Origin of the sequence: Pseudomonas sp. BNK-45 (assembly GCF_047456255.1) — a bacterium.
Taxonomy (GTDB): domain Bacteria; phylum Pseudomonadota; class Gammaproteobacteria; order Pseudomonadales; family Pseudomonadaceae; genus Aquipseudomonas.
Genome location: NZ_CP179909.1, coordinates 2088993 through 2113566 on the forward strand (window position 1 = coordinate 2088993; position 24574 = coordinate 2113566).

The following is a 24574-nucleotide window of genomic DNA, read 5'->3' on the forward strand; positions in this document are numbered from 1 at the left end:
ATGCAAGGCGCGTCGCTTCGTCATCAGCAACCCGCACCCGGCCGCAAGCCGGTGCCGCGGGGTGCCAGCCGCATGGTGGCCAAAGAGCCGATGTCGGTGCGCCTGCCGAAAGCCAACTTCGGCTTTCTGAAAAGCCTGTTCTGGCCGGTACTGCTGGTGGCGCTGGGGTTTGGCACCTATGAAGGTGCCCAGCGCTTGCTGCCATACGCCGACCGGCCGATCACCAAGATCGCGGTGCAGGGGGACTTGAGCTACATCAGCCAGCAGGCGGTGCAACAGCGGATCGCGCCCTATGTCGCGGCGAGCTTCTTCACCATCGACCTGGCGAGCATGCGCACCGAGCTGGAACAGATGCCCTGGATCGCCCACGCCGAAGTTCGTCGGGTGTGGCCGGACCAGGTTGTGATTCGCCTGGAAGAACAACTGCCGGTGGCCCGTTGGGGCGACGAGGCGCTGTTGAACAACCAGGGCCAGGCCTTCACCCCGCGTGAACTGGCGAACTACGAACACTTGCCGCAGTTGTTTGGGCCGCAGCGGGCCCAGCAGCAAGTGATGCAGCAGTATCAGGTGTTGAGCCAGATGCTGCGGCCGCTGGGCTTTTCGATCGCCCGTCTGGAGCTGCGCGAGCGCGGCAGTTGGTTCCTGACCACCGGTGCCGGCAGTGCCGGTCCCGGTATCGAGTTGCTCCTGGGCCGCGATCATCTGGTGGAGAAGATGCGCCGCTTCATTGCCATTTATGAAAAAACGCTGAAAGAACAGATCACGAACATCGCGCGCATCGATCTGCGCTATGCCAACGGCCTGGCCGTGGGCTGGCGCGATCCGGCGGCACCCACGACGGCGCAACCTGCCGTCGCGAAGAATTAAGAAGAGGCAGGACCATGGCAAATGTGCAAAGCGGCAAAATGATCGTCGGCCTGGATATCGGCACCTCCAAGGTGGTGGCGCTGGTGGGCGAAGTCGCGGCCGATGGCTCGCTGGAAATCGTCGGCATCGGCACCCATCCTTCCCGCGGCCTGAAGAAGGGCGTGGTGGTGAATATCGAGTCCACCGTGCAGTCGATCCAGCGCGCGGTGGAAGAGGCGCAACTGATGGCGGGCTGCCGCATCCACTCGGCGTTCGTCGGCGTGGCGGGCAATCACATTCGCAGCCTGAACTCCCATGGCATCGTGGCGATCCGCGACCGTGAAGTCAGCGCAGCGGACCTGGAGCGGGTACTGGATGCGGCACAGGCCGTGGCGATCCCGGCTGACCAGCGGGTCCTGCACACCCTGCCGCAGGATTACGTGATCGATAACCAGGAAGGCGTGCGCGAGCCGTTGGGCATGTCCGGCGTGCGCCTGGAAGCCAAGGTGCACGTGGTGACCTGCGCGGTGAATGCCGCGCAGAACATCGAGAAGTGCGTGCGTCGCTGCGGCCTGGAAATCGACGACATCATCCTCGAACAACTGGCTTCGGCCTATTCGGTACTCACCGACGACGAGAAAGAGCTGGGTGTATGCCTGGTGGACATCGGCGGCGGCACCACCGACATGGCGATCTTCACCGAAGGCGCGATCCGTCACACCGCGGTGATCCCGATTGCCGGCGATCAGGTGACCAACGACATCGCCATGGCATTGCGCACGCCGACCCAGTACGCCGAAGAGATCAAGATCCGTTACGCCTGCGCCCTGGCCAAGCTGGCTGGCGCCGGCGAGACCATCAAGGTGCCGAGCGTCGGCGATCGTCCGCCGCGCGAGCTGTCGCGCCAGGCCCTGGCCGAAGTGGTCGAACCGCGTTACGACGAATTGTTCACCCTGATCCAGGCCGAGCTGCGTCGCAGCGGCTACGAAGACCTGATCCCGGCGGGCATCGTGCTCACCGGCGGCACTTCGAAGATGGAAGGTGCGGTGGAACTGGCCGAGGAAATTTTCCACATGCCGGTTCGCCTGGGCGTGCCCCACAGTGTCAAGGGCCTGTCCGACGTGGTGCGCAACCCGATTTATTCCACTGGTGTTGGCCTGCTGCTGTACGGACTGCAGAAACAGTCCGATGGCATCTCGTTCTCCGGCATCGGCAGCCGCGACAGCTACAGCAGCGACGAGCCCAAGGCCGCGTTGCTGGACCGCATCAAGAGCTGGGTCCAGGGCAACTTCTAAAGATTTACCGCAACACCGTTTCAAAGCAGTAGGCAGTAGGCGAAAAACTAGAGAAATGAAAGGAGAGGGAAAATGTTCGAACTCGTAGACAACATCCCGCAGAGTCCGGTAATCAAGGTTATCGGTGTTGGCGGTGGCGGCGGCAACGCGGTCAATCACATGGTCAAGAGCAACATCGAAGGCGTCGAGTTCATCTGCGCCAACACTGATGCTCAAGCGCTGAAAAACATCGGCGCGCGGACCATCCTGCAACTGGGTACCGGCGTGACCAAGGGCCTGGGTGCTGGCGCCAATCCGGAAGTCGGCCGTCAAGCCGCTCTGGAAGACCGCGAGCGTATCGCCGAAGTACTGGCGGGCACCAACATGGTGTTCATCACCACCGGCATGGGCGGCGGTACCGGTACCGGTGCAGCGCCAATCATTGCTGAAGTGGCCAAGGAAATGGGCATCCTCACCGTCGCGGTGGTGACCCGTCCGTTCCCGTTCGAAGGCCGCAAGCGCATGCAGATCGCCGATGAGGGCATCCGCGCGCTGAGCGAAAGCGTCGACTCGTTGATCACCATTCCCAACGAGAAGTTGCTGACCATCCTCGGCAAGGACGCCAGCCTGCTGTCGGCTTTCGCCAAGGCTGACGACGTGTTGGCCGGTGCCGTTCGCGGTATCTCCGACATCATCAAGCGTCCGGGCATGATCAACGTCGACTTCGCCGACGTACGCACCGTGATGAGCGAAATGGGCATGGCGATGATGGGCACTGGCTGCGCCAGCGGTCCAAACCGTGCACGTGAAGCCACTGAAGCGGCGATCCGCAACCCGCTGCTGGAAGACGTGAACCTGGAAGGTGCACGCGGCATCCTGGTGAACATCACCGCAGGTCCTGACCTGTCCCTGGGTGAGTACTCCGACGTGGGTAGCATCATCGAAGCCTTCGCTTCCGAACACGCCATGGTCAAGGTCGGTACTGTTATCGATCCGGACATGCGTGACGAGCTGCATGTAACCGTAGTGGCCACCGGCCTGGGCGCGAAAATCGAGAAGCCTGTGAAGGTCATCGACAACACAGTTCAGACTTCCATGTCCGCGCAGTCGCAACCGGCTCCTGCTCGTCAGGAACTGCCGTCGGTGAACTACCGTGACCTGGATCGTCCTACCGTCATGCGCAATCAGGCGCAGTCGAACGCGGCGACCGCGGCGAAGCTGAATCCGCAAGATGATCTGGATTACCTGGACATCCCGGCATTCCTGCGTCGTCAGGCCGATTGATGGAATGTATCAGGGGTATTAGGGTGATTGGTGTTCAGCAAAGGCATGGTCTGCTATTATCGCCAGCCTTTGTTGATACCAGTTCGCAATTTGCGCTGAAGCGGCCCAAGCCATGATTAAACAACGCACCCTGAAGAATATTATCCGTGCCACAGGTGTAGGCCTGCATTCCGGGGAGAAGGTTTACCTGACCCTCAAGCCTGCGCCTGTCGACACCGGCATTGTGTTTTGTCGTGCCGACCTGGACCCTGTGGTGCAGATTCCTGCTCGCGCGGAAAATGTTGGCGAAACCACGATGTCGACCACTCTGGTCAACGGTGACGTCAAAGTGGACACGGTGGAGCACTTGCTCTCGGCCATGGCTGGCCTGGGCATCGATAACGCCTACGTCGAGCTCTCCGCGTCCGAAGTCCCGATCATGGATGGCAGTGCCGGACCCTTCGTATTCCTGATTCAATCTGCTGGCCTCGAAGAACAGGACGCAGCTAAAAAGTTCATCCGCATCCTTCGTGAAGTGACCGTGGAAGACGGCGACAAGCGCGCCACTTTCGTGCCTTTCGATGGTTTTAAAGTGAGCTTCGAGATCGATTTCGATCACCCGGTTTTCCGTGACCGCACCCAGAGTGCAAGCGTGGACTTCTCCAGCACTTCGTTTGTAAAAGAAGTCAGCCGCGCCCGTACCTTTGGTTTCATGAGTGATATCGAGTACCTGCGCAAGCACAACCTCGCACTCGGCGGCAGCGTGGAAAACGCCATTGTGGTCGATTCGGATGGCGTACTGAATGAAGACGGCCTTCGTTACGAAGACGAATTCGTCAAGCACAAGATCCTGGATGCAATTGGTGACCTCTACCTGCTGGGCAATAGCCTGATAGGCGAGTTCAAAGGCTTCAAGTCGGGCCACGCACTGAACAACCAGCTACTGCGCAAGTTGATTGAGCAGAAAGATGCCTGGGAAGTCGTGACCTTCGAAGACGCCAGTACTGCACCGATCTCTTACATGCGTCCGGTCGCGGCCGTGTAAGTACTCTCTCTTTCCTTTTGTTTTTGAAGGCCATCCCCCCGGATGGCCTTTTTTTATGCCCAAGGTTTCAGGCGCTGCGCGGGTAGCCGCTGTAGGACATGTTGGAAACCACCCGATTGCGACCGCTGGACTTGGCCTGATACAGCGCCTTGTCGGCGTCGCTTACCCATTGTTCCAGAGCGATCTCGGCATGGCCTGACCAGGTATTGATGCCAATGCTCACGGTCAGTGGCGTGGCCTGCGCGCTGACGGCCGGCAAGGCGGCGATGCTGGCGCGGATCTTCTCCGCCAGGACGGCGGCACCAGCGCTGTCGGTCCCCGGCAGGACAACCGCAAACTCCTCGCCGCCATAGCGCGCCGCCAGGTCCGACGGCCGCCCGGCGCATGCGTCGATGCACTGCGCCACCGCACGCAGGGCCTGGTCCCCCAGCGGATGGCCGAAGCGGTCGTTGAAGGATTTGAAGTGATCGACGTCGATCATCAACAGCGACAACGGCAGATGGGTGCGTCGGGCCCGGGCCCATTCGTTGCTCAGCACCTGGTCCAGGGTCCGGCGATTGGCCACGCCGGTGAGGGCATCGACGGCTGCCAGGCGTGCCAGCTCCTGCTCGGCGTTCTGTCGGCGCCGCAGTTCGCGACACAGTTGCCAGGTCAACCAGAACAGAGCGATGCACAGCCCCCCAGTGGCACCGCTGATCAGCAGCGCGGTACGTTGCCAGGCCGCGAAGACCTCATCGATGGACAGCGCGACAATCACAATCAGCGGCAGATCGCCCACCTGGGAAAAGGTGTACAGCCGTTGCCTCTGATCAACACTGGAAACGCTTCTGAAGCTGCCATTGCCTTCGCGCAGGATGCGCAAGAAGTTGGGACGGTTGCTGAAGTTCTTGCCAATCAGGTCATCCGCCAGGGGCGGCTGTTGGGCCAGCAGAACCCCATCGCGGCTGATCAGGTTGATCGAGCCGTTGCGCCCGATATCCAGATTCTTGAACAGCTCATTGAAGTAGCTCAGGCGCATGGCCGCCTCGGCTACCCCAATGAACTGGCCATGCTCATCGCTGAGCCGCCGGCTGAAGCTGATCCGCCAATCGTGATCGGTGGTGCGCGCGCGGAACGGTGGACTGATCATCATGCCCGGGTCCGGATTGTCGAGGTGCGATCGAAAGTACTCGCGATCGGCGTAGTTGCCTGTGCGCGGCACGACCGAGGCCGAGTCGGCCAGCACGTTGCCGTGCCTGTCCAGCAGCAGGATGTCGCCCTTGTAGGGCGCGGCGGTGGCCCGGTCGAACAGTGCCAGATGACGGATGGACGCCGAAATGCCCTTGAGGTCGTCGCGTTGCGTGGCGTTGATCAGGCCCTTGAGGGACAGGTCGTAGAGCTCGACGTTGCGCAACACATCGGCATCGATCAGTTGCACGATGTTGTTCGCGGCACGGGTCGCCGCCTGCTCGGCAGCCGCGTGTTCGCGGATCAACAGGTAGGTGACGATGCTGAGAATGGCCACGACGATCAGCGAACTGGCCAGGACCACCAGGCGTTCCGTCTTTGACGCGATTTTCCCTGTGCGAGGGGGCGCACTGCTCACGCTCATGATTTTGATTTCTGCTACGTCGACAGGTGTCAGTCTAGTGTGGACGTGGGTTACAGAAAACGGTCACGCCGTCGCGCCTGTATAAATCCCGGATACAAAAAAGGCCAGCAAAACATGCCGGCCTTTTTGACTGAAGCGCCTTAGAAGACGTTGATCGGGTAGTCGACGATCACTCGGTATTCATCGGTGTCGTTATCCAGCGCGCCATAGCCGTTGCCGCCACGGTTGGTCGCCCATTGCAGGCGTACGGCGAGGTCCTTGGCGCTGCCGCCCTGAACCACGTACTTGAGGTCCAGATCGCGTTCCCAGTGCTTGGCGTTCTTGCCGTCGGCGCTGTACCAGGAGGCATAGCCACGGCTGTCCGGATCGACCTTGGTCAGGTCCAGTTCACCGCGGGAGTAGGACAGCGACGAAGTCAGGCCCGGCAGGCCGAGGCCGGCAAAGTCGTACGCATACTTGAGCTTCCACGACCGCTCGTTGGGACCGTTGAAGTCCGAATACTGCTGGGAGTTGTCCAGGTAGATGCTGTCACCCTGGGCGATGTAGTCGAACGGGGTGTTGCCGTTGACCCGCTGATAGGCGGCCGTGACGCTGTGACTGCCCACGCCGACGGTGAAGTGCAGGCTGTAGGTGTTGTTGTCGATGTGGCCCAGCAGGGCCTGGCCGGTGTCCTGGGTGTGATAGACGTGCAGGCCAGGGTTGAGGCTGACCAGGTCGTTGACCGCGTAGGTGTAGTCCAGGTCGTAGTAGTACTGGTTCCAGATGTCCTTGAGTTCGGAGGCGTAGAGGCTGCTGGTCAGCCCCGGCACGCCGCTCCAGGCCACCCCGGCCCAGTTCAGGTGCCGGCTCTCGTCACCATCGCGCAGGCTACCGTAGGAGCTGCCGATGCGTTTGTGTCCGCTCTGGTTGTAGGGTTTGGTGAAGCTGGCCTGGCCACCCTCGATCATCCAACCGTCGAAGCTGCGGTTGGTCAGGCTGATGCCGCGGAAGGTCTGCGGCAGCATGCGGCTCATGCCCCCGGCGATCACCGGGTTGTTGAGGAACAGGTCGCCGGCCTTGAGCTCGGTGTCGAAGGCACGCATCTTCAAGGTGGCCCCGGCGCTGGAGAACGACCCCGGCGCCTTGTGCTGGCCACCGTCGCTGACGGGCAGGATGCTCGAGTTGCTGGTGCCGCCACCGCCGTCCAGCTTCAGACCGAGCATGGCATTGGCATCCAGGCCGAAGCCCAGGGTGCCCTGGGTATAGCCGGACTCGAAGACACCGAGCAAACCCTGGCCCCATTCGATGTTGTCATCCGCCTGCTGCCGGTTGCGGTTCATGTAGTAGTTGCGCGCATTGAGCTTGAGGCTCGATCCGGCGACAAAGCCTTCGCTCTTGCTCTCTTCGCCGGCCTGGGCCGAGGCGGGGATCGTTGCAGCGATTGCAATGAATAGTGGACTGGCTTTCAGTGAGATCCTGAACAACGTGTAGCTCCTTTGGTGGATGAACTGGGTTTCTTATTGTGAAATCGCGAGTTGCTTGCCCCAGGCTCGACGCCTGGGGCGCGGGTTCTTGCGTGGCAAAAAAAAGCCGCTGAAGTCAGCGGCTTTAAGACAACTTGCTCCGGGGTTGAAAGCAGAGAAGTTGTCGAGGGAAACGAGTCGGTATCGCGGCTCAGCTGTCTTTTCGAGCGTCGCTCTGTTTTTGCTCAGCTGTGACTTTCTGGGCTTGCTGACTGTTTTGCTGCTGGGCGGCCTGAGCGATCTGGGCTTGTTCGAATGCGGCGGCGCGTGCGGCATTTCTGGCCACGAATCCCTGGGATTCCTCGGCCATGGCCATTGGCGCCACGAACAGAGAGGACAAAACAAAGGCGCTGGCGATACCCATACTGTTGGACATTTCTGAAGACCTTCTTGCAGAGCAAGTTCAATTCGGTGCGACAAAAATATAACCAGTGGGCGGCAGGAAAAAGAGCCGAACAGGATAAGGACTGTTACCAAAAAAACAACAGTAGGCGCGAACTTGTCGGCCCTGGCTGGCCAGCCAGGGCGTCATTGCGATGGGCGTGCGCTTCGTCGACGCCTGCGCCGGCAAGCCGGCTCCCACAGAAACCGAGAGCCCGAGAACCCGCGAGTCAGAGAGGCAGATACAGGCCGAAGGTATTGATGCCCCGGTCGCTGCGCACGAACACGTCGCCGCCGTGCATCAGGGCGATGGCCTTGACGATGGCCAGCCCCAGGCCATGATTGGCGCCGCTGTTGCTGCGCGAGGCGTCGACCCGGTAGAAGCGCTCGAACAACCTGGGCAGGTGTTCACTGGCAATGCTCTGCCCCGGATTGCTCACGGCGATCGTCACCTGATGTTCCTGCACCTCGATCCGCACCCGGATCACTTCGCCCGCCGCCGTGTGCTGCACGGCATTGCTCAGCAGGTTGATCAGGGCCCGGCGCAGGTGGGCAATTTCGATGTGCACCTGGGCATCGCCCTGGACCTCGACCCGGACCTGGGCGTCTTCGAGGATGAAATCCAGGTAGTCCAGGGTGGTGGCCACTTCCGCCGCCAGGGAGGTGCTGGTGAGCTTGGTGGCCTTGCTGCCCTGGTCGGCGCTGGCCAGGAACAGCATATCGTTGACGATGGAGCGCAGCCGTTCCAGTTCTTCAAGGTTGGATTGCAGCACCTCGAAGTAATGCTCCGCCGAGCGGCCACGGGTCAGGGCCACCTGGGTCTGACCGATCAGGTTGGTCAGTGGCGAGCGCAGTTCATGGGCCACGTCGGCGTTGAACGACTCCAGGCGCGAGTAGGCCTGCTCGACCCGTTCCAGGGTGGAGTTGAAGGAGTTGACGAACTGGCTCAACTCCGGTGGCAGGGGCGAGAGTTGCAGGCGCCCGGACAGCCGTGGCGGTGCCAGCCGCTGGGCCTCCTGGGACAGCTTGATCAGCGGCTTGAGGCCGATCCGCGCCACCCAGTAACCCAGGGCCGAGGCCAGCACGACGCCGACGATGGCCAGGCCGATCAGCGCCATCAGCAACTGGTGCTGGGTCTGGTGAACGGTGTCGGTCTCGATGGCGATCAGAAAGCGCAGGGGCGGGCGTTGTTCCTTGGCCGGCAACTGGCTGACCAGCACCTTCAACGGATAGGGATGGTCGCTCAGGTTCAGGTCGCGCATGCCCAACGGGCCTTCGGCGAATGCACGGATCTGCGGGTCCGGGTTGCCGTATTCATAACCGGGGTCGGCGCTCACCGCCCAGAAGCGGATGCGCCTGTCTTCCTCGCTGAGCAGCTTGAGCTTGGCGTTGATCTTGGCCCAGTGTTCCGGATTGCCGTAGCGGTTCAGGGCCGACTCCAGCACGCTGTAGCGCGCGTCCAGCTCGGCCTCCGGCAGCAGGCCCAGGCCCTTGTCCACCTGTTGATAAAGGGCGCCGCCAATCAGCAGGAAGATCAGCAGGGCCACCAGGGTGAACAGCCCGCTCAGGCGCAGGGCGATGGAGTTACTCGCCACTGCGGTTCTCCAGCACATAACCCATGCCGCGGATGGTGTGCAGCAGCTTGTGCTCGAAAGGTCCGTCGAGCTTGGCCCGCAGGCGCTTGATCGCCACTTCGACGACATTCGCGTCGCTGTCGAAATTGATGTCCCAGACCATCTCGGCAATCGAGGTCTTGGACAGGATTTCGCCCTGGCGCCGGGCCAGCACGCTGAGCAGGGAGAACTCCTTGGCGGTCAGGTCCAGACGGCTGCCGCCGCGACTGGCCTTGCGGCTGATGAGATCGATCCACAGGTCGGCGATGCTGATCTGTACCGGCTCGTGACCACCGCTGCGGCGGGTCAGGGCCTGCAGGCGGGCCACCAGTTCAAGGAAGGAAAAGGGCTTGCCCAGGTAATCGTCGGCGCCATCGCGCAGGCCGCGGATCCGGTCCTCGACGCGCTCGCGGGCGGTGAGCATGATCACCGGGGTCTGCTTGCGCGCGCGCAGGGCCCGCAGCACGCCAAAGCCGTCCAGGCCGGGGAGCATGACATCCAGCACGATCACGGCGTAGTCGCTTTCCAGCGCCAGGTGCAGCCCCTCGATGCCATCCCGGGCCAGGTCCACGGTGTAACCCTGCTCGGTCAGCCCGCGATGCAGATAGTCCGCGGTTTTTTCTTCGTCTTCGATAATCAGAACGCGCATGACCCGCCTCAGGTGTTGGTGGCTGGCGAAAGCGCCGGCCGGGGCCGGTGGAACAGCCGCTCGAGCCACAAGTATATGACCGGCGTGGTGAACAGCGTCAGCGCCTGGCTCACCAGCAGGCCGCCGACCACGGCGATACCCAGGGGCTGGCGCAGCTCGGCGCCGGTGCCGTAGCCGAGCATCAGGGGCAGGGCGCCGAGCAAGGCGGCCAGGGTGGTCATGATGATCGGCCGGAACCGGGTGATGCAGGCCTGGTAGATCGCCTCCTCAGGAGGCAGGCCGCCGTTGCGCTGGGCTTCCAGGGCGAAGTCGATCATCAGGATGCCGTTCTTCTTGACGATGCCGATCAGCAGCACCAGGCCGATCAGCGCCATGATGGAAAAGTCCTGGCCACAGAGCCAGAGCATCAGCAAGGCGCCGAGCCCCGCCGAGGGCAGGGTGGAAATGATCGTCAGCGGATGCACGAAGCTTTCGTACAGCACCCCGAGAATGATGTACACGGCCACCAGCGCGGCGAGGATCAGGTACGGCTGGCTGGCCAGGGAGCTCTGGAAGGCCTGGGCCGCGCCCTGGAAGTTGCCGCTGATGGCCGCCGGCATGCCGATCTCGTTCTTGGCCTGTTCCAGCAGGATCACCGCGTCCCCCAGGGCCACGCCGGGGGCCAGGTTGAACGACAGGTTGGCGGCCGGGAACATGCCGTCGTGAGCGATCGACAGCGGGCCGATGCTGGGCGCATCGAAACGCGCCAGGGCCGACAGCGGTACCATCTCCCCGGTCAACGGCGAGCGCAGGTAGAAGTAATTGAGACTCTCGGCCTTGCCCCGTTGCTGGGTGTCGAGTTCGAGGATCACGTTGTACTGGTTGATCTCGGTCTGGAACTCGTTGATCTGACGTTGGCCGAAGGCGTCGTACAGCGCCTGGTCGACATCGCTGGCGGTCAGGCCGAAGCGCGCGGCGGCGGTACTGTCGATGTTGATATGGGTGATGCTGCCGCCCAGTTGCAGGTCGTTGGAGATGTCGCGGAACGCCGGGTTGCTGCGCAGTTTCTCGGTCAGGCGCTGGGTCCAGGTGGTCAGGGTCGGACCGTCGTTGCTTTTCAGCACGTACTGGTACTGGGCGCGGCTGGGGCCCGAACTGAGGTTGATGTCCTGACCGGCTCGCAGGTAAAGGACGATACCGGGCACCTTCATCAGTTGCGGACGGATGCGGTCGATAAAGGCGCTGGCCGAGACATCCCGCTCGCTGCGCTTTTTCAGCGAGATCCAGAAGCGGCCGTTGGCGATGGTCTGGTTGCTACCAGAGACGCCCACCGAATGGGAGAAGGCTTGCACTGCCGGGTCGGCGGCGACGATCTCGGCCAGCGCCTGGTGTTTCTTCACCATGTCCGGGTAGGAAATGTCCGCGGCGGCCTCGGTGGTTCCGAGCACGAAGCCGGTGTCCTGCACCGGGAAGAAGCCCTTGGGAATCAGGATGTAGCCGGCAATGGCCATGCTCAGGGTCAGGGCGAAAATCCCCAACATCAGTTTCTGCCGGGCCAGGGCCCGGCGCAGGGCGCGCTCGTAGAGGGCCAGCAGACGCTCGCCGAAGCCCGGCTTGGCGTGGGCCGGGTGCACCGGGGCCCGCATGAACAGGGCGGCCAGGGTGGGCGCCAGGGTCAGCGACACCAGCACCGAAATCATGATGGTGGACGTCGCGGTCAGGGCGAACTCCTTGAACAGCCGGCCGACCACGCCGCCCATGAACAGCAGGGGAATGAACGCCGCCACCAGGGAGAAGCTGATGGACACCACGGTGAAGCCGATCTCGCCGCCCCCCTTGATCGCCGCCTCGCGCATGCCGTCGCCGGCTTCCAGATGGCGGTGGATGTTCTCCACCACCACGATGGCGTCGTCGACCACGAAGCCCACGGCGATGACGATGGCCACCAGGGTCAGGTTGTTCAGGCTGAAGCCCAGCACATACATCAGGGCGAAGCTGGCGGTCAGCGATACCCCCAGCACCGCGGAGACGATCAGGGTCGCCGACCACTGGCGCAGGAACAGCGCCATCACCGCCACCACCAGCAGCACCGCGATCAGCAGGGTGATCTCCACCTCGTGCAGCGAGGCGCGGATGGTCTGGGTGCGGTCCACCAGCACCTTGACCTGCACCGAGGCCGGCAGCATCGCCTCCAGGCCCGGCAGGGCGGCCTGGATGCGATCCACGGTATCGACGATATTGGCCCCCGGCTGGCGCGAGATCACCAGGTTGACCCCCGGCTGATCGCCGGACCAGGCCTGGACGTAGGCGTCTTCCGGGCCGCTGACCACCCGGGCCACGTCCTGCAGTTGCACCGGTGCGCCGTTCTTGTAGGAAACGATCAGCTGACCGTACTCCTCGGGATCGAACAGCTGGTCGTTGGTGGACAGGGTGGAGATGCTCGACTCACCGTACAACGCGCCCTTGGCCAGGTTGAGGCTGGTCTGCTGGATCGCCAGACGGATGTCGGCCAGGGTCAGGCCGATGGCCGCCAGCTTGTCCGCCGCGGCCTGGATGCGGATCGCCGGACGTTGCTGGCCGGTGATGTTGATCTGGCCGACGCCGTCGATCTGGCTGATTTGCCGCGCCAGCAGGGTTTCCGCGTAGTCGCTGAGCTCGGTGCCGGGCATCTGCGTCGAGCTGATGCTGAGGATCAGCACCGGGCTGTCGGCCGGGTTGACCTTCCTCCAGGTGGGCAGGGTGGGCATGTCCTTGGGCAGCTTGCCGGCGGCGGTGTTGATCGCCGCCTGCACTTCCTGGGCGGCGGTGTCGATGCTCTTGTTCAGGGTGAACTGCAGGGTCAGCAGAGACGAGCCCAGGGCACTGCTGGAGGTCATCTGGGTCATGCCGGGGATGGCACTGAACTGCACTTCCAGGGGCGTGGCCACCGAGGACGCCATGGTGTCCGGGCTGGCCCCGGGCAGGGACGCGGACACCTGGATGGTGGGGAACTCGGCTTCCGGCAGCGGCGCCACGGGCAGGCGCGGAAAGGCAACCGCCCCCAGCAGCACCAGGGCAAAGGTCAGCAGCACGGTGGCGACCGGATGGTCGACGCACCAGGCGGACAGGGAACCGTGCCCCTTCATGGCTTGGGCTCCCGGGCCGGCGCCGGCGGCGGGGCATTCAGCACCTGGACCTGGGAGCCGGGCTTGAGTCGCGACTGGCCGTCACTGACCAGCACATCCCCGGCCTGGACCCCGGCAATGATGTTCAGCTCGCTGTCCTGGTACAGCACCTGTACCGGCACGCTTTCCACCTGCTGGCCCTTGATCCGGAACACGAAGTGCTGGTCCAGGCCGCGCTGGACCACGGTGGGCGGCACGGTCAGCGCACCCCGGTCCAGCGCAGTCTGGATCTTCACGGTCACCAGTTGACCGGGCCAGAGCTTTTGCTGGGCGTTGTCGAATTCCGCCTTGGCGCGGATGGTGCCGGTGCCGGTGTTGATCTGGTTGTCGATCAGGCTCAGATGGCCATTGCCCAGCAGGGTGCCGGCGTTGTTGCTGTCGGTGCCCAGGTAAGCTTGGACCGCCGCCGGGTCCTGGGCGCGAACCAGTTGCTGCAGGGTCGGCAGCATCTGCTGGGGCAGGGAGAACTCTACGGCGATGGGGTCGATCTGGGTCACCGAGAACAGGCCTTGCGCGTCGCTCACCCGCAGGAAGTTGCCTTCGTCCACGGTGCGAATGCCCACCCGGCCCGTGACGGGCGAGCGGATCTGGGTGTAGGACAGTTCGACCTGCGCGGCATCGATGGCGGCCTGATTGCCCTGGGCCGTGGCGTTGAGCTGATTGACCAGGGCCGCTTGCTGGTCGTAGGTCTGTTTCGAGACGCCGTCATCCACCGACAGCAGCTTGTAGCGCTTGAGGTTGACCTGCGCCACCTGCAACTGGGCCTGGTTCTGTGCCAGCTGGGCCTTGGCCTGATCCAGGCTGGCGCGGATCGAGCGGTCTTCGAGGGTGGCCAGCAGGTCCCCGGCCTTGACCTGTTGTCCCTCCCTGACCAGCAATCGGGTGAGGATGCCATCCACCTGGGGACGGATGATCACGCTGTGCAGCGACAACACCGTACCGATGCCGCTGACGTAGCGCGGCACATCCTGCTGGAGCACCTGCACCGCTCGCACCGGAATGGCCGTGGGCGCGGCCAGCCTGGCGGTCGCCGGCTTGTTGAAAAACCAGGCCGCGCCAGCGGTGAGGCCCACCAGCAGCGCTGCGGTCACGACGGTTTTCTTGGCAATGGGCATAGAGGTAGAACGCCGGGGGCAATGGTGTCGAAAGGCTGGCCATGATCTGTTGACAGTTATAGTCCGGCAACCCGGTCAGCACCGTGACCGCCAGCTGTCAGCGCTGTCAGAAAAGTACAGCCCGACCGCCGTGCCCCAGGTCAAAGATCGCGGGCGCGCAGGTATACTGCCGGCCACTGCGGCCCGTTCCCTGGCGCGGATTATCTTTCTCCCCTGGAGCTTCCATGACTTGCCCTGCACAACCTGCTGCGGATGACGGCCTGAACGTCGATCCCGCGGCCGCCCCGGCCACTCCTGAAACCGAGGCCAAGGCGGCGATTCCGGCGTTCAAGTTTCCTTTCAAGCCGTCCGAGTTCGCGCCGGCCAAGAATGCCCAGCAGCCCTGGTACAAGAACGGTGCCAGCAACGGCCACACCAAGACCCCTGGCGCAGCGCCGCCCGGCACCCGTCGCTCCATGGGCAAACGTTGAGATCGCCGACAATCGCAGACATTGCCCTTATTTGCGCTTTTTAATCGCAGTGATGGCTAATTGCTTTAAACCTGAGCTGGATCAGTATTTGTGGCATCAGTGCGCTTAGAGTCAGCAGCCCTGCCGACTCCACCTAACAAATACGAGCGCGCTTCCCATGAAGATCAACCTGCCGGTTACTGGGCGAAACGTGGACTTTGCCCCTGATGCGAACATCCTTTCGACCACCGATCTGACCAGCGCGATCACCTACGCCAATCCTGATTTCATCAAGATCAGCGGCTACACCCGTGAGGAACTGCTGAGGTCGCCGCATAACCTGCTGCGTCACCCGGACATGCCCCCGGCGGCCTTCGGCCATATGTGGCGCACGCTCAAGCGCGGCCGCTCGTGGATGGGCATGGTCAAGAACCGTTGCAAGAACGGTGACCACTACTGGGTCAGCGCCTACGTCACCCCGGTGACGCGGGACGGTCAGGCGGTGGAATACCAATCGGTGCGCACCAAGCCCAGCCCGCAACAGATCGCCGCCGCGGAGCGGGCCTATGCCCGGCTCAGGGAGGGCGGGCCTTCATGGTGGAGCCTGCTGCCGGTCATGAGCCTGCGCTTGCGCCTGTGGGCCGCCATCAGCGCCGGTTTTATTGGCAGCTTCGGGGTTTCAGCGTGGCTGCTGCCCGAGTCCTGGATGCTCCAGGGCACGGTGATGGCCATGGGCTGGTGCCTGAGTCTGCTGGCGGTCGGTGTGCAAATGCGCCCGCTGGACCGCCTGGCCGAGCGCGCCCGGCAGATCGGCGACAACCCACTGAGCCAGGGGATCTACACCGGTCGTGCGGACGAATTCGGACGTATCGAGTTCGCCCTGCAGATGCTCGAAGCCCAGGTAGGAGCCGTGGTGGGGCGGATTGGCGATGCCTCCCAGCGCCTGGCCGGGCATGCCGCGGAGCTGGTGGATCATCTGCACAGCAGCCATAACAGCACCCTGGAACAGCAGGCGGAAACCGATCAGGTGGCCGCGGCCATTCACCAGATGGCCGCCAGCGTGGCCGAGGTCGCCACCCATGCCCAGCAGGCCTCGGTGGCGGCGGATCAGGCGGAAAGCGAAACCCGTGAGGGGCATCAACTGGTGGGCGAAAGCCGCAGCGCGGTGTTGCGCCTGGCCAGCGAGCTGGAGCGGGCCACCGAGGTCATCCATCAACTGGAAGGCCACAGCTCGGATATTTCCGGGGTGCTGGAGGTGATTCGCAGCATTGCCGAACAGACCAACCTGCTGGCCCTGAATGCGGCCATCGAGGCGGCGCGGGCCGGCGAGCAGGGACGCGGCTTTGCCGTGGTGGCCGATGAGGTGCGCGGGCTGGCCCAGCGGACCCAGGACTCCACCAACGAGATCCAGCGCATGATCAGCACCCTGCAAAATGCGGCGCGCCATGCGGTGGAGGCCATGCAGCACAGCAGTGCCCATGTGGAAAGCAGCGTCGATCAGGCCCAGCGCGCGGCGGTGGCCCTGGACGGCATCAGCCAGCGGGTCAACCAGATCACCGAGATGAGCCTGCAGATTGCTGCGGCAGTGGAAGAGCAGAGCGCGGTCAGCGAGGACATCAACCGCAACATCATGGGCATTCGCAATGCCTGCGAGGTGACGGTCAGCGCCGGCCAGCTCAGCCACGTCAATTCAGGTGATGTGGCCGGGCTGGCGGGGGACCTGCGCCAGCTGGCCCAGGAGTTCTGGCATAAGCGTGGATAGGCTGCCGCGCTGGGCGGCGGCCAGCCGGCGCCGGTGGCTCAGGCGGCGCGCAGGGAGATGAAGGCGTAGTCCACGCCGGCAGTGCTGACCACCTGGGCCCCGGCGGCCAGGACCTGGCTGGCGATGTCGTCGCCGGACAGGTGAAAGCGCCACGGCTGGCTCGCGGTCTGCGGGGGAGCAGCGCGGACCTGGTCGATGGCGGCGGCCAGGGCGTTCATGTCGGGCAGATAGGCAGTGAAACCGTCGCCCTTGAGGGCCGTGGTGCGAATGCCCAGCAGGGCGCAGATGGCTTCCTTGGTGTGGATATCGTCGCGGTCGGCCTGGCGCGAGCGCGCGATCAGTTCCGCCAGTTCCTGGTCCACCAGTTCACCCCCGAGGATCAGTTGCGGGCCCTGTTCCCATGAATGCGGCGGGCAGTCCTTGGCCAGCGGATTGAGCGGAATGTGTGGATTGATTTCCATCGGATAGATGCGACACACCAGCGGTCGCCGCTCATAGATGCGACAGCGCGACTCTTCGTCAAGATTCCGGCAGGGGCCGACATTGTAGGCGGCAAAGGTGATCGCCACGTAGGCATCGGTACTGCCACTGGTGATCCGGCAGGAACGGCGTTCGGCGTGTTCGCGCTGTTGCGTCGGCAGCCCCAGGCCATTGCCGAGAAAGGCCTCCACCAGAACGATCACCTGACCGCCGTCAGCCGCCCAGGCCCGGGCTTCCGTGAGGGTCAGGGGCACGTGGTGATCGGTGCAGCACTTGCCGCAACCAACGCAGGAAAACTGGGTGTTCATGGATCGGGGAACCCTTCTGGGGCGATGGGGATCGCGTCGAAAAAAACACGTCGACGCGGCTGGAGCAGGGGCCAAGCAAGTTGCACGCCACCCGCCGCGGCTGGCGGGGTGGGGCGGGTCGGTCGCTGCTCAGGAGCCCCGGGGCACCCGTTCGCGACGCAGGATCTGCATGCCGGCGCTTTCATACAAACGACGGGCTCGCCGGTTGTCTTCCAGAACCCGGAGATCGACAAAGCCTTCCCGGCGTTCGGCGAACATCACGAAGGCCTGCTCCAGGAGGGCCCTTCCCACCCCCTGGCCACGGGCGCGGGGATGCACCACCAGATCCTTGATGTAGGCGCTGGTCCAGCATTGGGCGACGCCGATCAGGCCGTCGGCATCACGGGCCAGCAGACAGAGTTGTGGATCGTATTCGGCATCGCTTTCGAAGCACTGGCGCCAGCGGTCCAGCGTCGGCACGCTGCCGCCGCCATCCTGGTAGCCCAGGTGCATCAGCTGATGCACCTGGGCGGCCAGCTCGGGCTGGTAGTGCAGCAGGGTGACGCCGGGCGGCCACTGCGGGGCGGCCTGCGCACGGGTGAGATCGCGGCGCAGCAGCAGGCAGTGGATCTCGCTCATGGTTCAGGCCGCCTGGCTGGCGATGGTTTTGGCGGCGTCGATCAGGCAGCGGGTCAGTTCTGGCGAAGAGAACTTGGTGAGTACCGCATTGGCCCCGGCCTGACGCGCTTTTTCACTGTTCATCGCGCTGTCCAGGGAGGTGTGCAGCAGCACGTAGAGGTGAGCGAAGTCCGGGGTTTCCCGCAGGGTCCGGGTCAGGGCGTAGCCGTCCATTTCCGACATCTCGATGTCCGAGACGATCAGGTTGATCTCGTTGGCCGTGCCCTGCAGTTCCAGCAGGCAGTCGATGGCCTCCTTGGCACTGCGGGCGGTGTGGCATTGCAGGCCGAGGTTGCGCAGGGTGTGCACCGATTGCTGCAGCGCCACCTGACTGTCGTCCACCACCAGGATCCGCGCGTTGCCCAGGGCTTCGGCGTCTTCCATGCTCAGTTCGGTGGGCGCCATCTCGATCTGCGCCGGGGCAATGCCGTGGATCACCTTCTCGATGTCCAGCACCTGCACCAGGGTGCCGTCCACCTGGGTCACGCCGGTGATGTAGGACTTGATACCGCCGGAGCCAAAGGGTGGCGGGCGGATATCAGTGGTCAGGCAATGCACGATCTTGCTCACGGCCTGCACGTGCAGACCCTGCTTGGAGCGGCTGACGTCGGTGACGATCAGGCAGCCGCTGTCGGGGTCGGCCAGAGGGCGCTCGCCAATGGCCCGGCTGAGGTCGATCACCGACAGCGAGTTGCCGCGCAGGGTGGCGATGCCTTTCACATGGGGGTGGGATTCCGGCAGCTTGGTCAGCGGCGGGCAGGGAATGATTTCACTGACTTTAAGCAGGTTGATTGCCATCAGCTTGCCGCTGCGCAAGGTAAACAGCAGAAGCGAAAGCGAATCTGCGCGGGCTTTGTTGGAGGACATAAAAACCTTCTCTGAAAAAGTTGGCGTGTGGCTCGACCCACGGAGCACCATTGATAACGGGTTATCGACGTGTTCAGGGCAGGCTTTAGCGGTGTTCCTGCTTTCCGTCGGCGCTGCTGCCTTCGCCGGTCAGCCGGCGAAGGCAGCGGGGCGTGGCGTTCTGCCGATGCTGGCGTTTAGCGCAGGCCCAGGCGTTTGGCCAGACGGCTGAGGTTGGCTCTGTCCAAGCCTAGCTCACGGGCGGCACTGGCCCAGTTGTGCTGGTGCCGTTCCAGGCAGGCGTTGATCAGCTGGCGTTGATAGTGCTCGGTGGCCTGGCGCAGGTCGCCTTCGAGGGGCGCTGGCGCCAGGCTTTCCAGGGCCGGGGCGAGGACGCCGGGCGCTTTTTCGCCGAGCCCGGGCAGGTCGAGGTCGGCTGCATCCAGGCTGAGAATTTTCGGGCGTTCGCGGCAGTTGCCCAGGGCCTTGAGGGCGCTGCGGCCGATCAGGTGCTCCAGCTCGCGAACGTTGCCCGGCCAGTTGTAGCCCAGCAGCGCCTGCTGCGCGTCGGCACTGAGCCGCAGACTGCCCAGGCCCATGCGCGAACGGTTCTGCTCCAGGAAGTAGCCGCTGAGCAGCAGCACGTCGCGACCCCGGTCGCGCAGGGCCGGCACTCGCAGCGGGTAGACGCTGAGGCGGTGGTAGAAGTCGGCACGGTAGCGCCCGCTGCGCACTTCTTCGGCCAGGTCGCGGTTGGTGGCGGCGATCAGGCGCACGTCCACCTGATGCTCCTTGTCCGAACCCAGGCGCTGCAACTGTCCGCTTTGCAAGACCCGCAGCAGTTTGGCCTGGACCGAGAGCGACAGTTCGCCCACCTCATCGAGAAACAGCGTGCCGCCATTGGCCAGCTCGAATTTGCCCCGCCGATCCTGGGTGGCTCCGGTGAAGGCGCCGCGCACATGGCCGAACAGTTCGCTTTCCACCAGGGTGTCGGGCAGGGCCGCGCAGTTGAGGCTGATGATCGGCTGTTCGGCCCGGGGCGAGGCGGCGTGAATGGCCTGGGCCACCAACTCCTTGCCGACGCCGGTTTCACCGGTGATCAGCACCGTCAGGTCGCTGCCGCCCACCAGGCTGATTTCTTCCAGCAGGCGCTTGTGGGCCTTGCTCTGGCCGATCATTTCGCGGTGCTGTCCGCTGGCCTGGCGATAGACTTCGGCCCGTTGATGCTCGTTTTCGGCCCGCAGAGCCAGGCGTTCGATACGCTCGGCGGCACTGACCGTGGCCGCGGCGAGGCTGGCGAAGGCTTGCAGGGCGTCCAGTTCGATGGGCTCGAAGCGCTGCGGGTCCAGGGCATCGAGGGTCAGCAGGCCCCAGGGGCGCTCATCGACGAACAGCGGGCAGCCCATGCAGTCATGGACTTCCAGGTGGTCGTCAAGACCTTCCACCAGACCGTCATAGGGATCGGGCAGCTCACTGTCGCTGGCAAAGCGGGTCGGGCCCGGGCTGGCGAGCAGGGCGGCAAAGCGTGGGTGCTCGCTCACCTTGAAGCGGCGGCCCAGGGTATCGGTGCTCAAGCCGTCCACCGCCAGCGGCACCAGCCATTCGCCATCCAGGCGCAGCAGCGCCGCGGCATCGCAGGGCAGCAGGGCGCGCAAGGCTTCCAGCAGGCGGCGGTAACGTTCGCCCTCGGGCAGTTCCCGGGACAGGTCGGTCACCAGGGGGAGCAGGGTCGTGAGCAGGGATTTTGCGGTCATAATGACTCCGTCTAGTCTTAATGACTATAAGTACATTGCTGTCTTTATGACTAACTTAATTTTAAGTTATTGATTTATAACGATTTTAATCTTGGCATGAAAACTGACTGGATAAGGGAAACCTGCAAGCAGTCATAAAGTCCAGGAGTTGTCCTTATGCTAAGCGTTCAAGATCGCGCCATCATCAAAGCCACTGTGCCCCTGCTGGAAAGCGGTGGCGAAGCCCTGATTACCCATTTCTACCGGATGATGCTGTCCGAGTACCCCGAAGTTCGCCCGCTGTTCAACCAGGCACATCAGGCCAGCGGCGATCAGCCCCGCGCCCTGGCCAACGGGGTACTGATGTATGCCCGGCACATCGACCAGTTGGATCAACTGGGGGATCTGGTGGCCAAGATCATCAACAAGCATGTGGCCCTGCAGATCCTGCCGGAGCATTACCCCATTGTGGGGGGCTGCCTGTTGCGGGCCATTTCCGAAGTGCTGGGCAGCGAGATTGCCACTCCTGAAGTGATCGATGCCTGGGGCGCGGCCTATAACCAGTTGGCGGATATCCTGATCGGTGCCGAGGCGGCGATCTACGACCAGAAGGCCCAGGCTCCGGGCGGCTGGCGTGGCGCGCGGGCATTCGAGCTGGTGCAGAAGGTGCAGGAGAGCGCGGAAATCACCTCGTTGTATTTCGCGCCGCTGGATCAGGGGCCGATCCTCGCCGCCGAGCCGGGTCAGTACATCGGCTTGCAGCTGTTCATCGACGGTCAGGAGGTGCGGCGCAACTACTCGCTGTCGGCCCTTTCCAACCAGGGGCAGTACCGCATCAGCGTCAAGCGCGAACCCGGGGGAGTGGCCTCCAACTACCTGCATGACCAATGCCCGGTGGGCACCCGCATCATGCTGTTCCCGCCTGCCGGCGAGTTCACCCTGGCGGCAAGCACCAAACCGCTGGTCCTGATCAGTGGCGGCGTGGGCATCACCCCGACCCTGCCGATGCTGGAGGCGGCGCTGGCCACGGAGCGTCCGGTGCATTTCATCCACTGCGCGCGCAACGGCCAGGTGCATGCGTTCCGTCACTGGGTCGACGAACTGGCCCAGCGTTATCCACAGCTCAAGCGCTTCTACTGCTATGCCGAGGACGACGGTGTCAGCCCGGCGGCAGACCAACTGGGGCTGCTGACCCGGGAGCAGTTGGCCGACTGGTTGCCGCAGGAGCGAGATCTGGATGCCTACTTCCTCGGGCCCAAGGGATTCATGGCGGCCATCAAGCGCCACCTCAAGGCCCTGGGCATTCCCGAGCAACAGAGCCGGTATGAGTTCTTCGGCCCGGCGGCGGCCCTGGAATAACCCGGCCGGCTCCTGCGCAACCCGGCCCCGCAACGGGGCCGGGTTGTTAATCCTTGCTTAACCTGCCTGTCGTTAATTCCCCTCGATGCCGGGATGGCGCTGCCATCCCGGCCTTTTCGTTCGTGTGTCCCCCTGGCCCGTAAACCTTGGGTGTTGCCTTCGATGCAGTGCATTCAAAGGTCATGATCAGCGTGTAGACTTCCGGGCACCCGATGGCAATCAGATCAACTTCGCAATTCAACCCGCGGGCTGGCGTGACAAGCACGGCCACGCCGGTTGAGCAGACAACAGAAAAAGGAATAGGGATGAGTGACGACAGACTGCGTTTAGGGCGTGAACGGCGCTTCCTGGTGCTGCTGGGGATTATCTGCCTGGCGCTGATCGGCGGGGCCCTGTACATGCAGGTGGTGCTGGGCGAGGCGCCTTGCCCGCTGTGTATCCTGCAGCGCTATGCCTTGCTGCTGATCGCTCTGTTCGCCTTCATCGGGGCGGCCCTGAGCTCGCGACGTGGGGTGACCGTGATGGAGACCCTGGTGGTCATCAGTGCCATCGCCGGTGCCGGGGTGGCCGGGCACCATGTGTACACCCAGTTCTACCCGGCGGTGAGCTGCGGCATCGATGTGCTGCAGCCCTTTGTCGACAGCCTGCCGCTGGCGAGCATCTTTCCCCTGGTCTTCCAGGTCGACGGTTTCTGCTCCACGCCGTATCCGCCGATCCTTGGCCTGTCCCTGGCGCAATGGGCGCTGCTGGCGTTCGTGCTGACGGTGATCCTGGTGCCCCTGGGCGTCGTTCGCAATCGCAAGAAAACCTACTGATTCACCCGGAAAAGCCCCGGTCCCTCAACAGGGGCCGGGGCTTTTTCATGTCGTTCATCCGGCTGTTGAAAAGTCCGTGATTTGCGGCAAGTGAGGGGGCGGTAAAAGTGCGACATGTTGTCACACTGTCGCGGTCGCACAGGGGCGGAGGGAGGCCGGCAACAGACTGCATATCGGGTAATCGGTTCCCCTGAAGTCTGTCACTTTGTGTAAATCCCCAGGCTGGGTTAAATCCATAGCCTGCTATCTATACATCTCTTCACAAAGCCCGTTTTACAAGGGTTGAAGCCCTATCCAAGGCGGCTTTCAGCCGCTCGTTCGGCCTGTTGAAAGGGGGCGCTGGAAGTCCCTTTTGGGGCTTTTTGTTGAGAATAAAAATCGATATCATTCTGATCCTCCGCAATAATCGTGAGGGATTGTTGCGCCGGGGGATAAAAATTATTTCGGGATAAGACATGGTTTATAAAACGCGACATATCTACAATCGCCCGCACTGAATTTCCGACGCTGCTCATCCCTGAGCACACGAGGACGGTCGAGGGGCGGATTGAGCGCTCCGTGCGACTGCGGGTGTCGGCGCCTTCCAAACTTCCGCACCAAATGGAATTGGTCTGTAACAAGGCCTTTGACCACGAGATCGAATAAGAACCACTGCTAGCCCGGGATGTGTCGTTGAGCGTTTAACGCAACGGGCAGGCCCTTATTCAATTGAAGAAAAATGCCAACCCTTGGCAGGGTGAAGTGTTGGCGATCAAAACCCAACTGCATTGCGCAAGCTGCTTTAGAGGTCGTGAGATGAGTAAAAACAGGTACCCCAGATTACTAGGCTTATTGCCGCTGCTCGGCATGTTAATGCTGGGAGGCTGCAAATGGACCTTGCTTGATCCCAAAGGTCAGGTTGGTCTGGATGAACGAAACCTGATCATCACGGCCACCATCCTGATGCTGCTGGTGGTTGTGCCGGTCATCATCATGACCTTCGCCTTCGCCTGGAAATACCGCGCCTCGAACAAGGACGCGACCTACGCGCCCAAGTGGTCCCACTCCACCAAGATCGAGATCGCGGTGTGGCTGGTTCCGGTGCTGATCATCATTGCCCTGGGTTATGTCACCTACAAGTCGACCCACGCCCTGGACCCGTACCGTCCGCTGGAGTCCGACGCCAAGCCTGTGACCATCGAAGTGGTCGCCATGGACTGGAAGTGGCTGTTCATCTACCCCGACCAAGGCATCGCCACCGTCAACAAGATCGTGTTCCCGGCCCATACCCCGGTGAACTTCCGCGTCACCTCCGACACCGTGATGAACTCGTTCTTCATCCCGGGCCTGGGCGGCCAGATCTACGCAATGGCGGGCATGACCACCAAGCTGCACCTGATTGCCAACCAGAACACCGAACTTGAAGGGATCTCCGCCAACTACAGCGGCGCGGGTTTCACCGGCATGAAGTTCAAAGCGATCGCTACCAGTCAGGAAGATTTCGACGCCTGGGTAAACGAAGTCAAAAAGGCACCTAAACAGCTGGACACCGCTGAATACGAAGCCCTTTCCAAGCCGAGCCAGAACAATCCTGTCGAGCTCTACTCCGCCTACGCGCCGAACCTGTTCCAGACCGTCATCGACAAGTATGAAGGCATGAAACCGGGCAAGCCGCTCAAGCACGAGAAGAAAGAAAAGGAAGTGGCCGCAACCGAAGGGATGGACGTGAGTTCGCATTCAGCTGCCGGGGCAGAGGAGTAAACG

General features: G+C 63.0%; 20 protein-coding genes and 1 pseudogene. 10 read left to right on the forward strand and 11 right to left on the reverse strand.

The features are described 5' to 3' along the window. From ACMGG8_RS09735 to lpxC, 4 genes are all read left to right on the forward strand, one after another. Positions 1–867 (forward strand): cell division protein FtsQ/DivIB, encoded by an 867-nt coding sequence (locus ACMGG8_RS09735; protein WP_016966667.1) that lies wholly within the window; start codon positions 1–3, stop codon positions 865–867. Between the two features lie 14 nt (positions 868–881). After that, positions 882–2141 carry a cell division protein FtsA gene (ftsA, locus tag ACMGG8_RS09740; RefSeq protein WP_060840961.1) on the forward strand — a complete coding sequence of 420 codons (1260 nt, stop codon included), beginning with the start codon at positions 882–884 and terminating at the stop codon, positions 2139–2141. A 72-nt stretch (positions 2142–2213) separates the two neighbouring features. Further along, positions 2214–3404: a cell division protein FtsZ gene (gene ftsZ, locus ACMGG8_RS09745; protein ID WP_060840960.1), complete on the forward strand. Its 1191-nt coding sequence runs from the start codon at positions 2214–2216 to the stop codon at positions 3402–3404. 112 nt (positions 3405–3516) lie between these two features. Then, complete coding sequence (gene lpxC / locus ACMGG8_RS09750; RefSeq protein WP_011063304.1) at positions 3517–4428, forward strand: UDP-3-O-acyl-N-acetylglucosamine deacetylase; 912 nt, start codon at positions 3517–3519, stop codon at positions 4426–4428. Positions 4429–4495: 67 nt separating this feature from the next. Here lpxC and ACMGG8_RS09755 read toward each other — a convergent pair whose 3' ends face one another. From ACMGG8_RS09755 to ACMGG8_RS09785, 7 genes are all read right to left on the reverse strand, one after another. Beyond that, positions 4496–6019: a diguanylate cyclase gene (locus tag ACMGG8_RS09755; protein ID WP_060840959.1), complete on the reverse strand. Its 1524-nt coding sequence runs from the start codon at positions 6017–6019 to the stop codon at positions 4496–4498. A gap of 140 nt (positions 6020–6159) precedes the next feature. Further along, positions 6160–7482 carry an OprD family porin gene (locus ACMGG8_RS09760; protein WP_414159508.1) on the reverse strand — a complete coding sequence of 441 codons (1323 nt, stop codon included), beginning with the start codon at positions 7480–7482 and terminating at the stop codon, positions 6160–6162. 190 nt (positions 7483–7672) lie between these two features. Continuing rightward, a complete protein-coding gene (locus ACMGG8_RS09765; protein ID WP_060840957.1) occupies positions 7673–7897 on the reverse strand; it encodes a hypothetical protein in 225 nt (74 codons plus the stop codon). A gap of 235 nt (positions 7898–8132) precedes the next feature. Then, positions 8133–9497, reverse strand: coding sequence for a heavy metal sensor histidine kinase (locus ACMGG8_RS09770; RefSeq protein WP_060840956.1), 1365 nt, complete (start codon positions 9495–9497; stop codon positions 8133–8135). Beyond that, on the reverse strand, positions 9487–10164 hold the full coding sequence (locus ACMGG8_RS09775; RefSeq protein ID WP_060840955.1) for a heavy metal response regulator transcription factor: 678 nt from the start codon (positions 10162–10164) through the stop codon (positions 9487–9489). Before ACMGG8_RS09775 ends, ACMGG8_RS09770 begins: the two co-directional genes overlap by 11 nt. An 8-nt stretch (positions 10165–10172) precedes the next feature. After that, positions 10173–13268, reverse strand: coding sequence for a multidrug efflux RND transporter permease subunit (locus tag ACMGG8_RS09780; protein ID WP_414159509.1), 3096 nt, complete (start codon positions 13266–13268; stop codon positions 10173–10175). Next, complete coding sequence (locus tag ACMGG8_RS09785) at positions 13265–14422, reverse strand: efflux RND transporter periplasmic adaptor subunit (protein WP_414159510.1); 1158 nt, start codon at positions 14420–14422, stop codon at positions 13265–13267. The genes ACMGG8_RS09780 and ACMGG8_RS09785 overlap by 4 nt, the downstream gene beginning before the upstream one ends. Positions 14423–14646: 224 nt before the next feature. Here ACMGG8_RS09785 and ACMGG8_RS09790 point away from each other — a divergent pair, with 224 nt between their 5' ends. The 3 genes and pseudogenes from ACMGG8_RS09790 to ACMGG8_RS09800 all read left to right on the forward strand — a co-directional run bounded on the left by ACMGG8_RS09790 (position 14647) and on the right by ACMGG8_RS09800 (position 16633). Beyond that, positions 14647–14892: a hypothetical protein gene (locus tag ACMGG8_RS09790; protein WP_060840952.1), complete on the forward strand. Its 246-nt coding sequence runs from the start codon at positions 14647–14649 to the stop codon at positions 14890–14892. Between the two features lie 157 nt (positions 14893–15049). Beyond that, a pseudogene (locus tag ACMGG8_RS09795) lies at positions 15050–15331 on the forward strand (PAS domain-containing protein); the annotation flags it as partial. 246 nt (positions 15332–15577) lie between these two features. After that, complete coding sequence (locus ACMGG8_RS09800) at positions 15578–16633, forward strand: methyl-accepting chemotaxis protein (protein ID WP_414159927.1); 1056 nt, start codon at positions 15578–15580, stop codon at positions 16631–16633. A 38-nt stretch (positions 16634–16671) separates the two neighbouring features. Here the strand turns inward: ACMGG8_RS09800 and ACMGG8_RS09805 are convergent, their stop codons facing one another. The 4 genes from ACMGG8_RS09805 to norR form a co-directional block, all read right to left on the reverse strand. Continuing rightward, a complete protein-coding gene (locus tag ACMGG8_RS09805; RefSeq protein WP_414159511.1) occupies positions 16672–17421 on the reverse strand; it encodes a YkgJ family cysteine cluster protein in 750 nt (249 codons plus the stop codon). Between the two features lie 129 nt (positions 17422–17550). Next, positions 17551–18039: a GNAT family N-acetyltransferase gene (locus ACMGG8_RS09810; protein ID WP_060840949.1), complete on the reverse strand. Its 489-nt coding sequence runs from the start codon at positions 18037–18039 to the stop codon at positions 17551–17553. Between the two features lie 3 nt (positions 18040–18042). Then, a complete protein-coding gene (locus tag ACMGG8_RS09815; protein ID WP_060840948.1) occupies positions 18043–18945 on the reverse strand; it encodes a chemotaxis protein CheV in 903 nt (300 codons plus the stop codon). A gap of 176 nt (positions 18946–19121) precedes the next feature. After that, positions 19122–20678, reverse strand: coding sequence for a nitric oxide reductase transcriptional regulator NorR (gene norR / locus ACMGG8_RS09820; RefSeq protein WP_060840947.1), 1557 nt, complete (start codon positions 20676–20678; stop codon positions 19122–19124). Positions 20679–20834: 156 nt separating this feature from the next. Here norR and hmpA point away from each other — a divergent pair, with 156 nt between their 5' ends. From hmpA to cyoA, 3 genes are all read left to right on the forward strand, one after another. After that, positions 20835–22016, forward strand: a complete 1182-nt coding sequence (gene hmpA, locus ACMGG8_RS09825; RefSeq protein ID WP_060844564.1) for an NO-inducible flavohemoprotein — start codon at positions 20835–20837, stop codon at positions 22014–22016. Positions 22017–22321: 305 nt separating this feature from the next. Then, on the forward strand, positions 22322–22831 hold the full coding sequence (locus ACMGG8_RS09830; RefSeq protein WP_060840945.1) for a disulfide bond formation protein B: 510 nt from the start codon (positions 22322–22324) through the stop codon (positions 22829–22831). Positions 22832–23626: 795 nt separating this feature from the next. After that, the gene (cyoA, locus tag ACMGG8_RS09835) at positions 23627–24571 is read left to right on the forward strand and encodes a ubiquinol oxidase subunit II (protein ID WP_060840944.1); all 945 of its coding nucleotides are present in this window, start codon (positions 23627–23629) and stop codon (positions 24569–24571) included. The last annotated feature ends 3 nt before the right edge of the window (positions 24572–24574 follow it).

What these genes read in the sequence shown, in the direction of transcription:
- ACMGG8_RS09805 (WP_414159511.1), bottom strand. Translation starts at nt 17,421, where the DNA reads ATGAACACCCAGTTTTCCTGCGTTGGTTGCGGCAAGTGCTGCACCGAT.
- ftsA (WP_060840961.1), top strand. Translation starts at nt 882, where the DNA reads ATGGCAAATGTGCAAAGCGGCAAAATGATCGTCGGCCTGGATATCGGC.
- ACMGG8_RS09765 (WP_060840957.1), bottom strand. Translation starts at nt 7,897, where the DNA reads ATGTCCAACAGTATGGGTATCGCCAGCGCCTTTGTTTTGTCCTCTCTG.
- ACMGG8_RS09755 (WP_060840959.1), bottom strand. Translation starts at nt 6,019, where the DNA reads ATGAGCGTGAGCAGTGCGCCCCCTCGCACAGGGAAAATCGCGTCAAAG.
- ACMGG8_RS09780 (WP_414159509.1), bottom strand. Translation starts at nt 13,268, where the DNA reads ATGAAGGGGCACGGTTCCCTGTCCGCCTGGTGCGTCGACCATCCGGTC.
- ACMGG8_RS09775 (WP_060840955.1), bottom strand. Translation starts at nt 10,164, where the DNA reads ATGCGCGTTCTGATTATCGAAGACGAAGAAAAAACCGCGGACTATCTG.
- ACMGG8_RS09810 (WP_060840949.1), bottom strand. Translation starts at nt 18,039, where the DNA reads ATGAGCGAGATCCACTGCCTGCTGCTGCGCCGCGATCTCACCCGTGCG.
- hmpA (WP_060844564.1), top strand. Translation starts at nt 20,835, where the DNA reads ATGCTAAGCGTTCAAGATCGCGCCATCATCAAAGCCACTGTGCCCCTG.
- ACMGG8_RS09815 (WP_060840948.1), bottom strand. Translation starts at nt 18,945, where the DNA reads ATGTCCTCCAACAAAGCCCGCGCAGATTCGCTTTCGCTTCTGCTGTTT.
- ACMGG8_RS09800 (WP_414159927.1), top strand. Translation starts at nt 15,578, where the DNA reads ATGCTCCAGGGCACGGTGATGGCCATGGGCTGGTGCCTGAGTCTGCTG.
- norR (WP_060840947.1), bottom strand. Translation starts at nt 20,678, where the DNA reads ATGACCGCAAAATCCCTGCTCACGACCCTGCTCCCCCTGGTGACCGAC.
- ACMGG8_RS09785 (WP_414159510.1), bottom strand. Translation starts at nt 14,422, where the DNA reads ATGCCCATTGCCAAGAAAACCGTCGTGACCGCAGCGCTGCTGGTGGGC.
- ftsZ (WP_060840960.1), top strand. Translation starts at nt 2,214, where the DNA reads ATGTTCGAACTCGTAGACAACATCCCGCAGAGTCCGGTAATCAAGGTT.
- lpxC (WP_011063304.1), top strand. Translation starts at nt 3,517, where the DNA reads ATGATTAAACAACGCACCCTGAAGAATATTATCCGTGCCACAGGTGTA.
- ACMGG8_RS09735 (WP_016966667.1), top strand. Translation starts at nt 1, where the DNA reads ATGCAAGGCGCGTCGCTTCGTCATCAGCAACCCGCACCCGGCCGCAAG.
- ACMGG8_RS09830 (WP_060840945.1), top strand. Translation starts at nt 22,322, where the DNA reads ATGAGTGACGACAGACTGCGTTTAGGGCGTGAACGGCGCTTCCTGGTG.
- ACMGG8_RS09790 (WP_060840952.1), top strand. Translation starts at nt 14,647, where the DNA reads ATGACTTGCCCTGCACAACCTGCTGCGGATGACGGCCTGAACGTCGAT.
- cyoA (WP_060840944.1), top strand. Translation starts at nt 23,627, where the DNA reads ATGAGTAAAAACAGGTACCCCAGATTACTAGGCTTATTGCCGCTGCTC.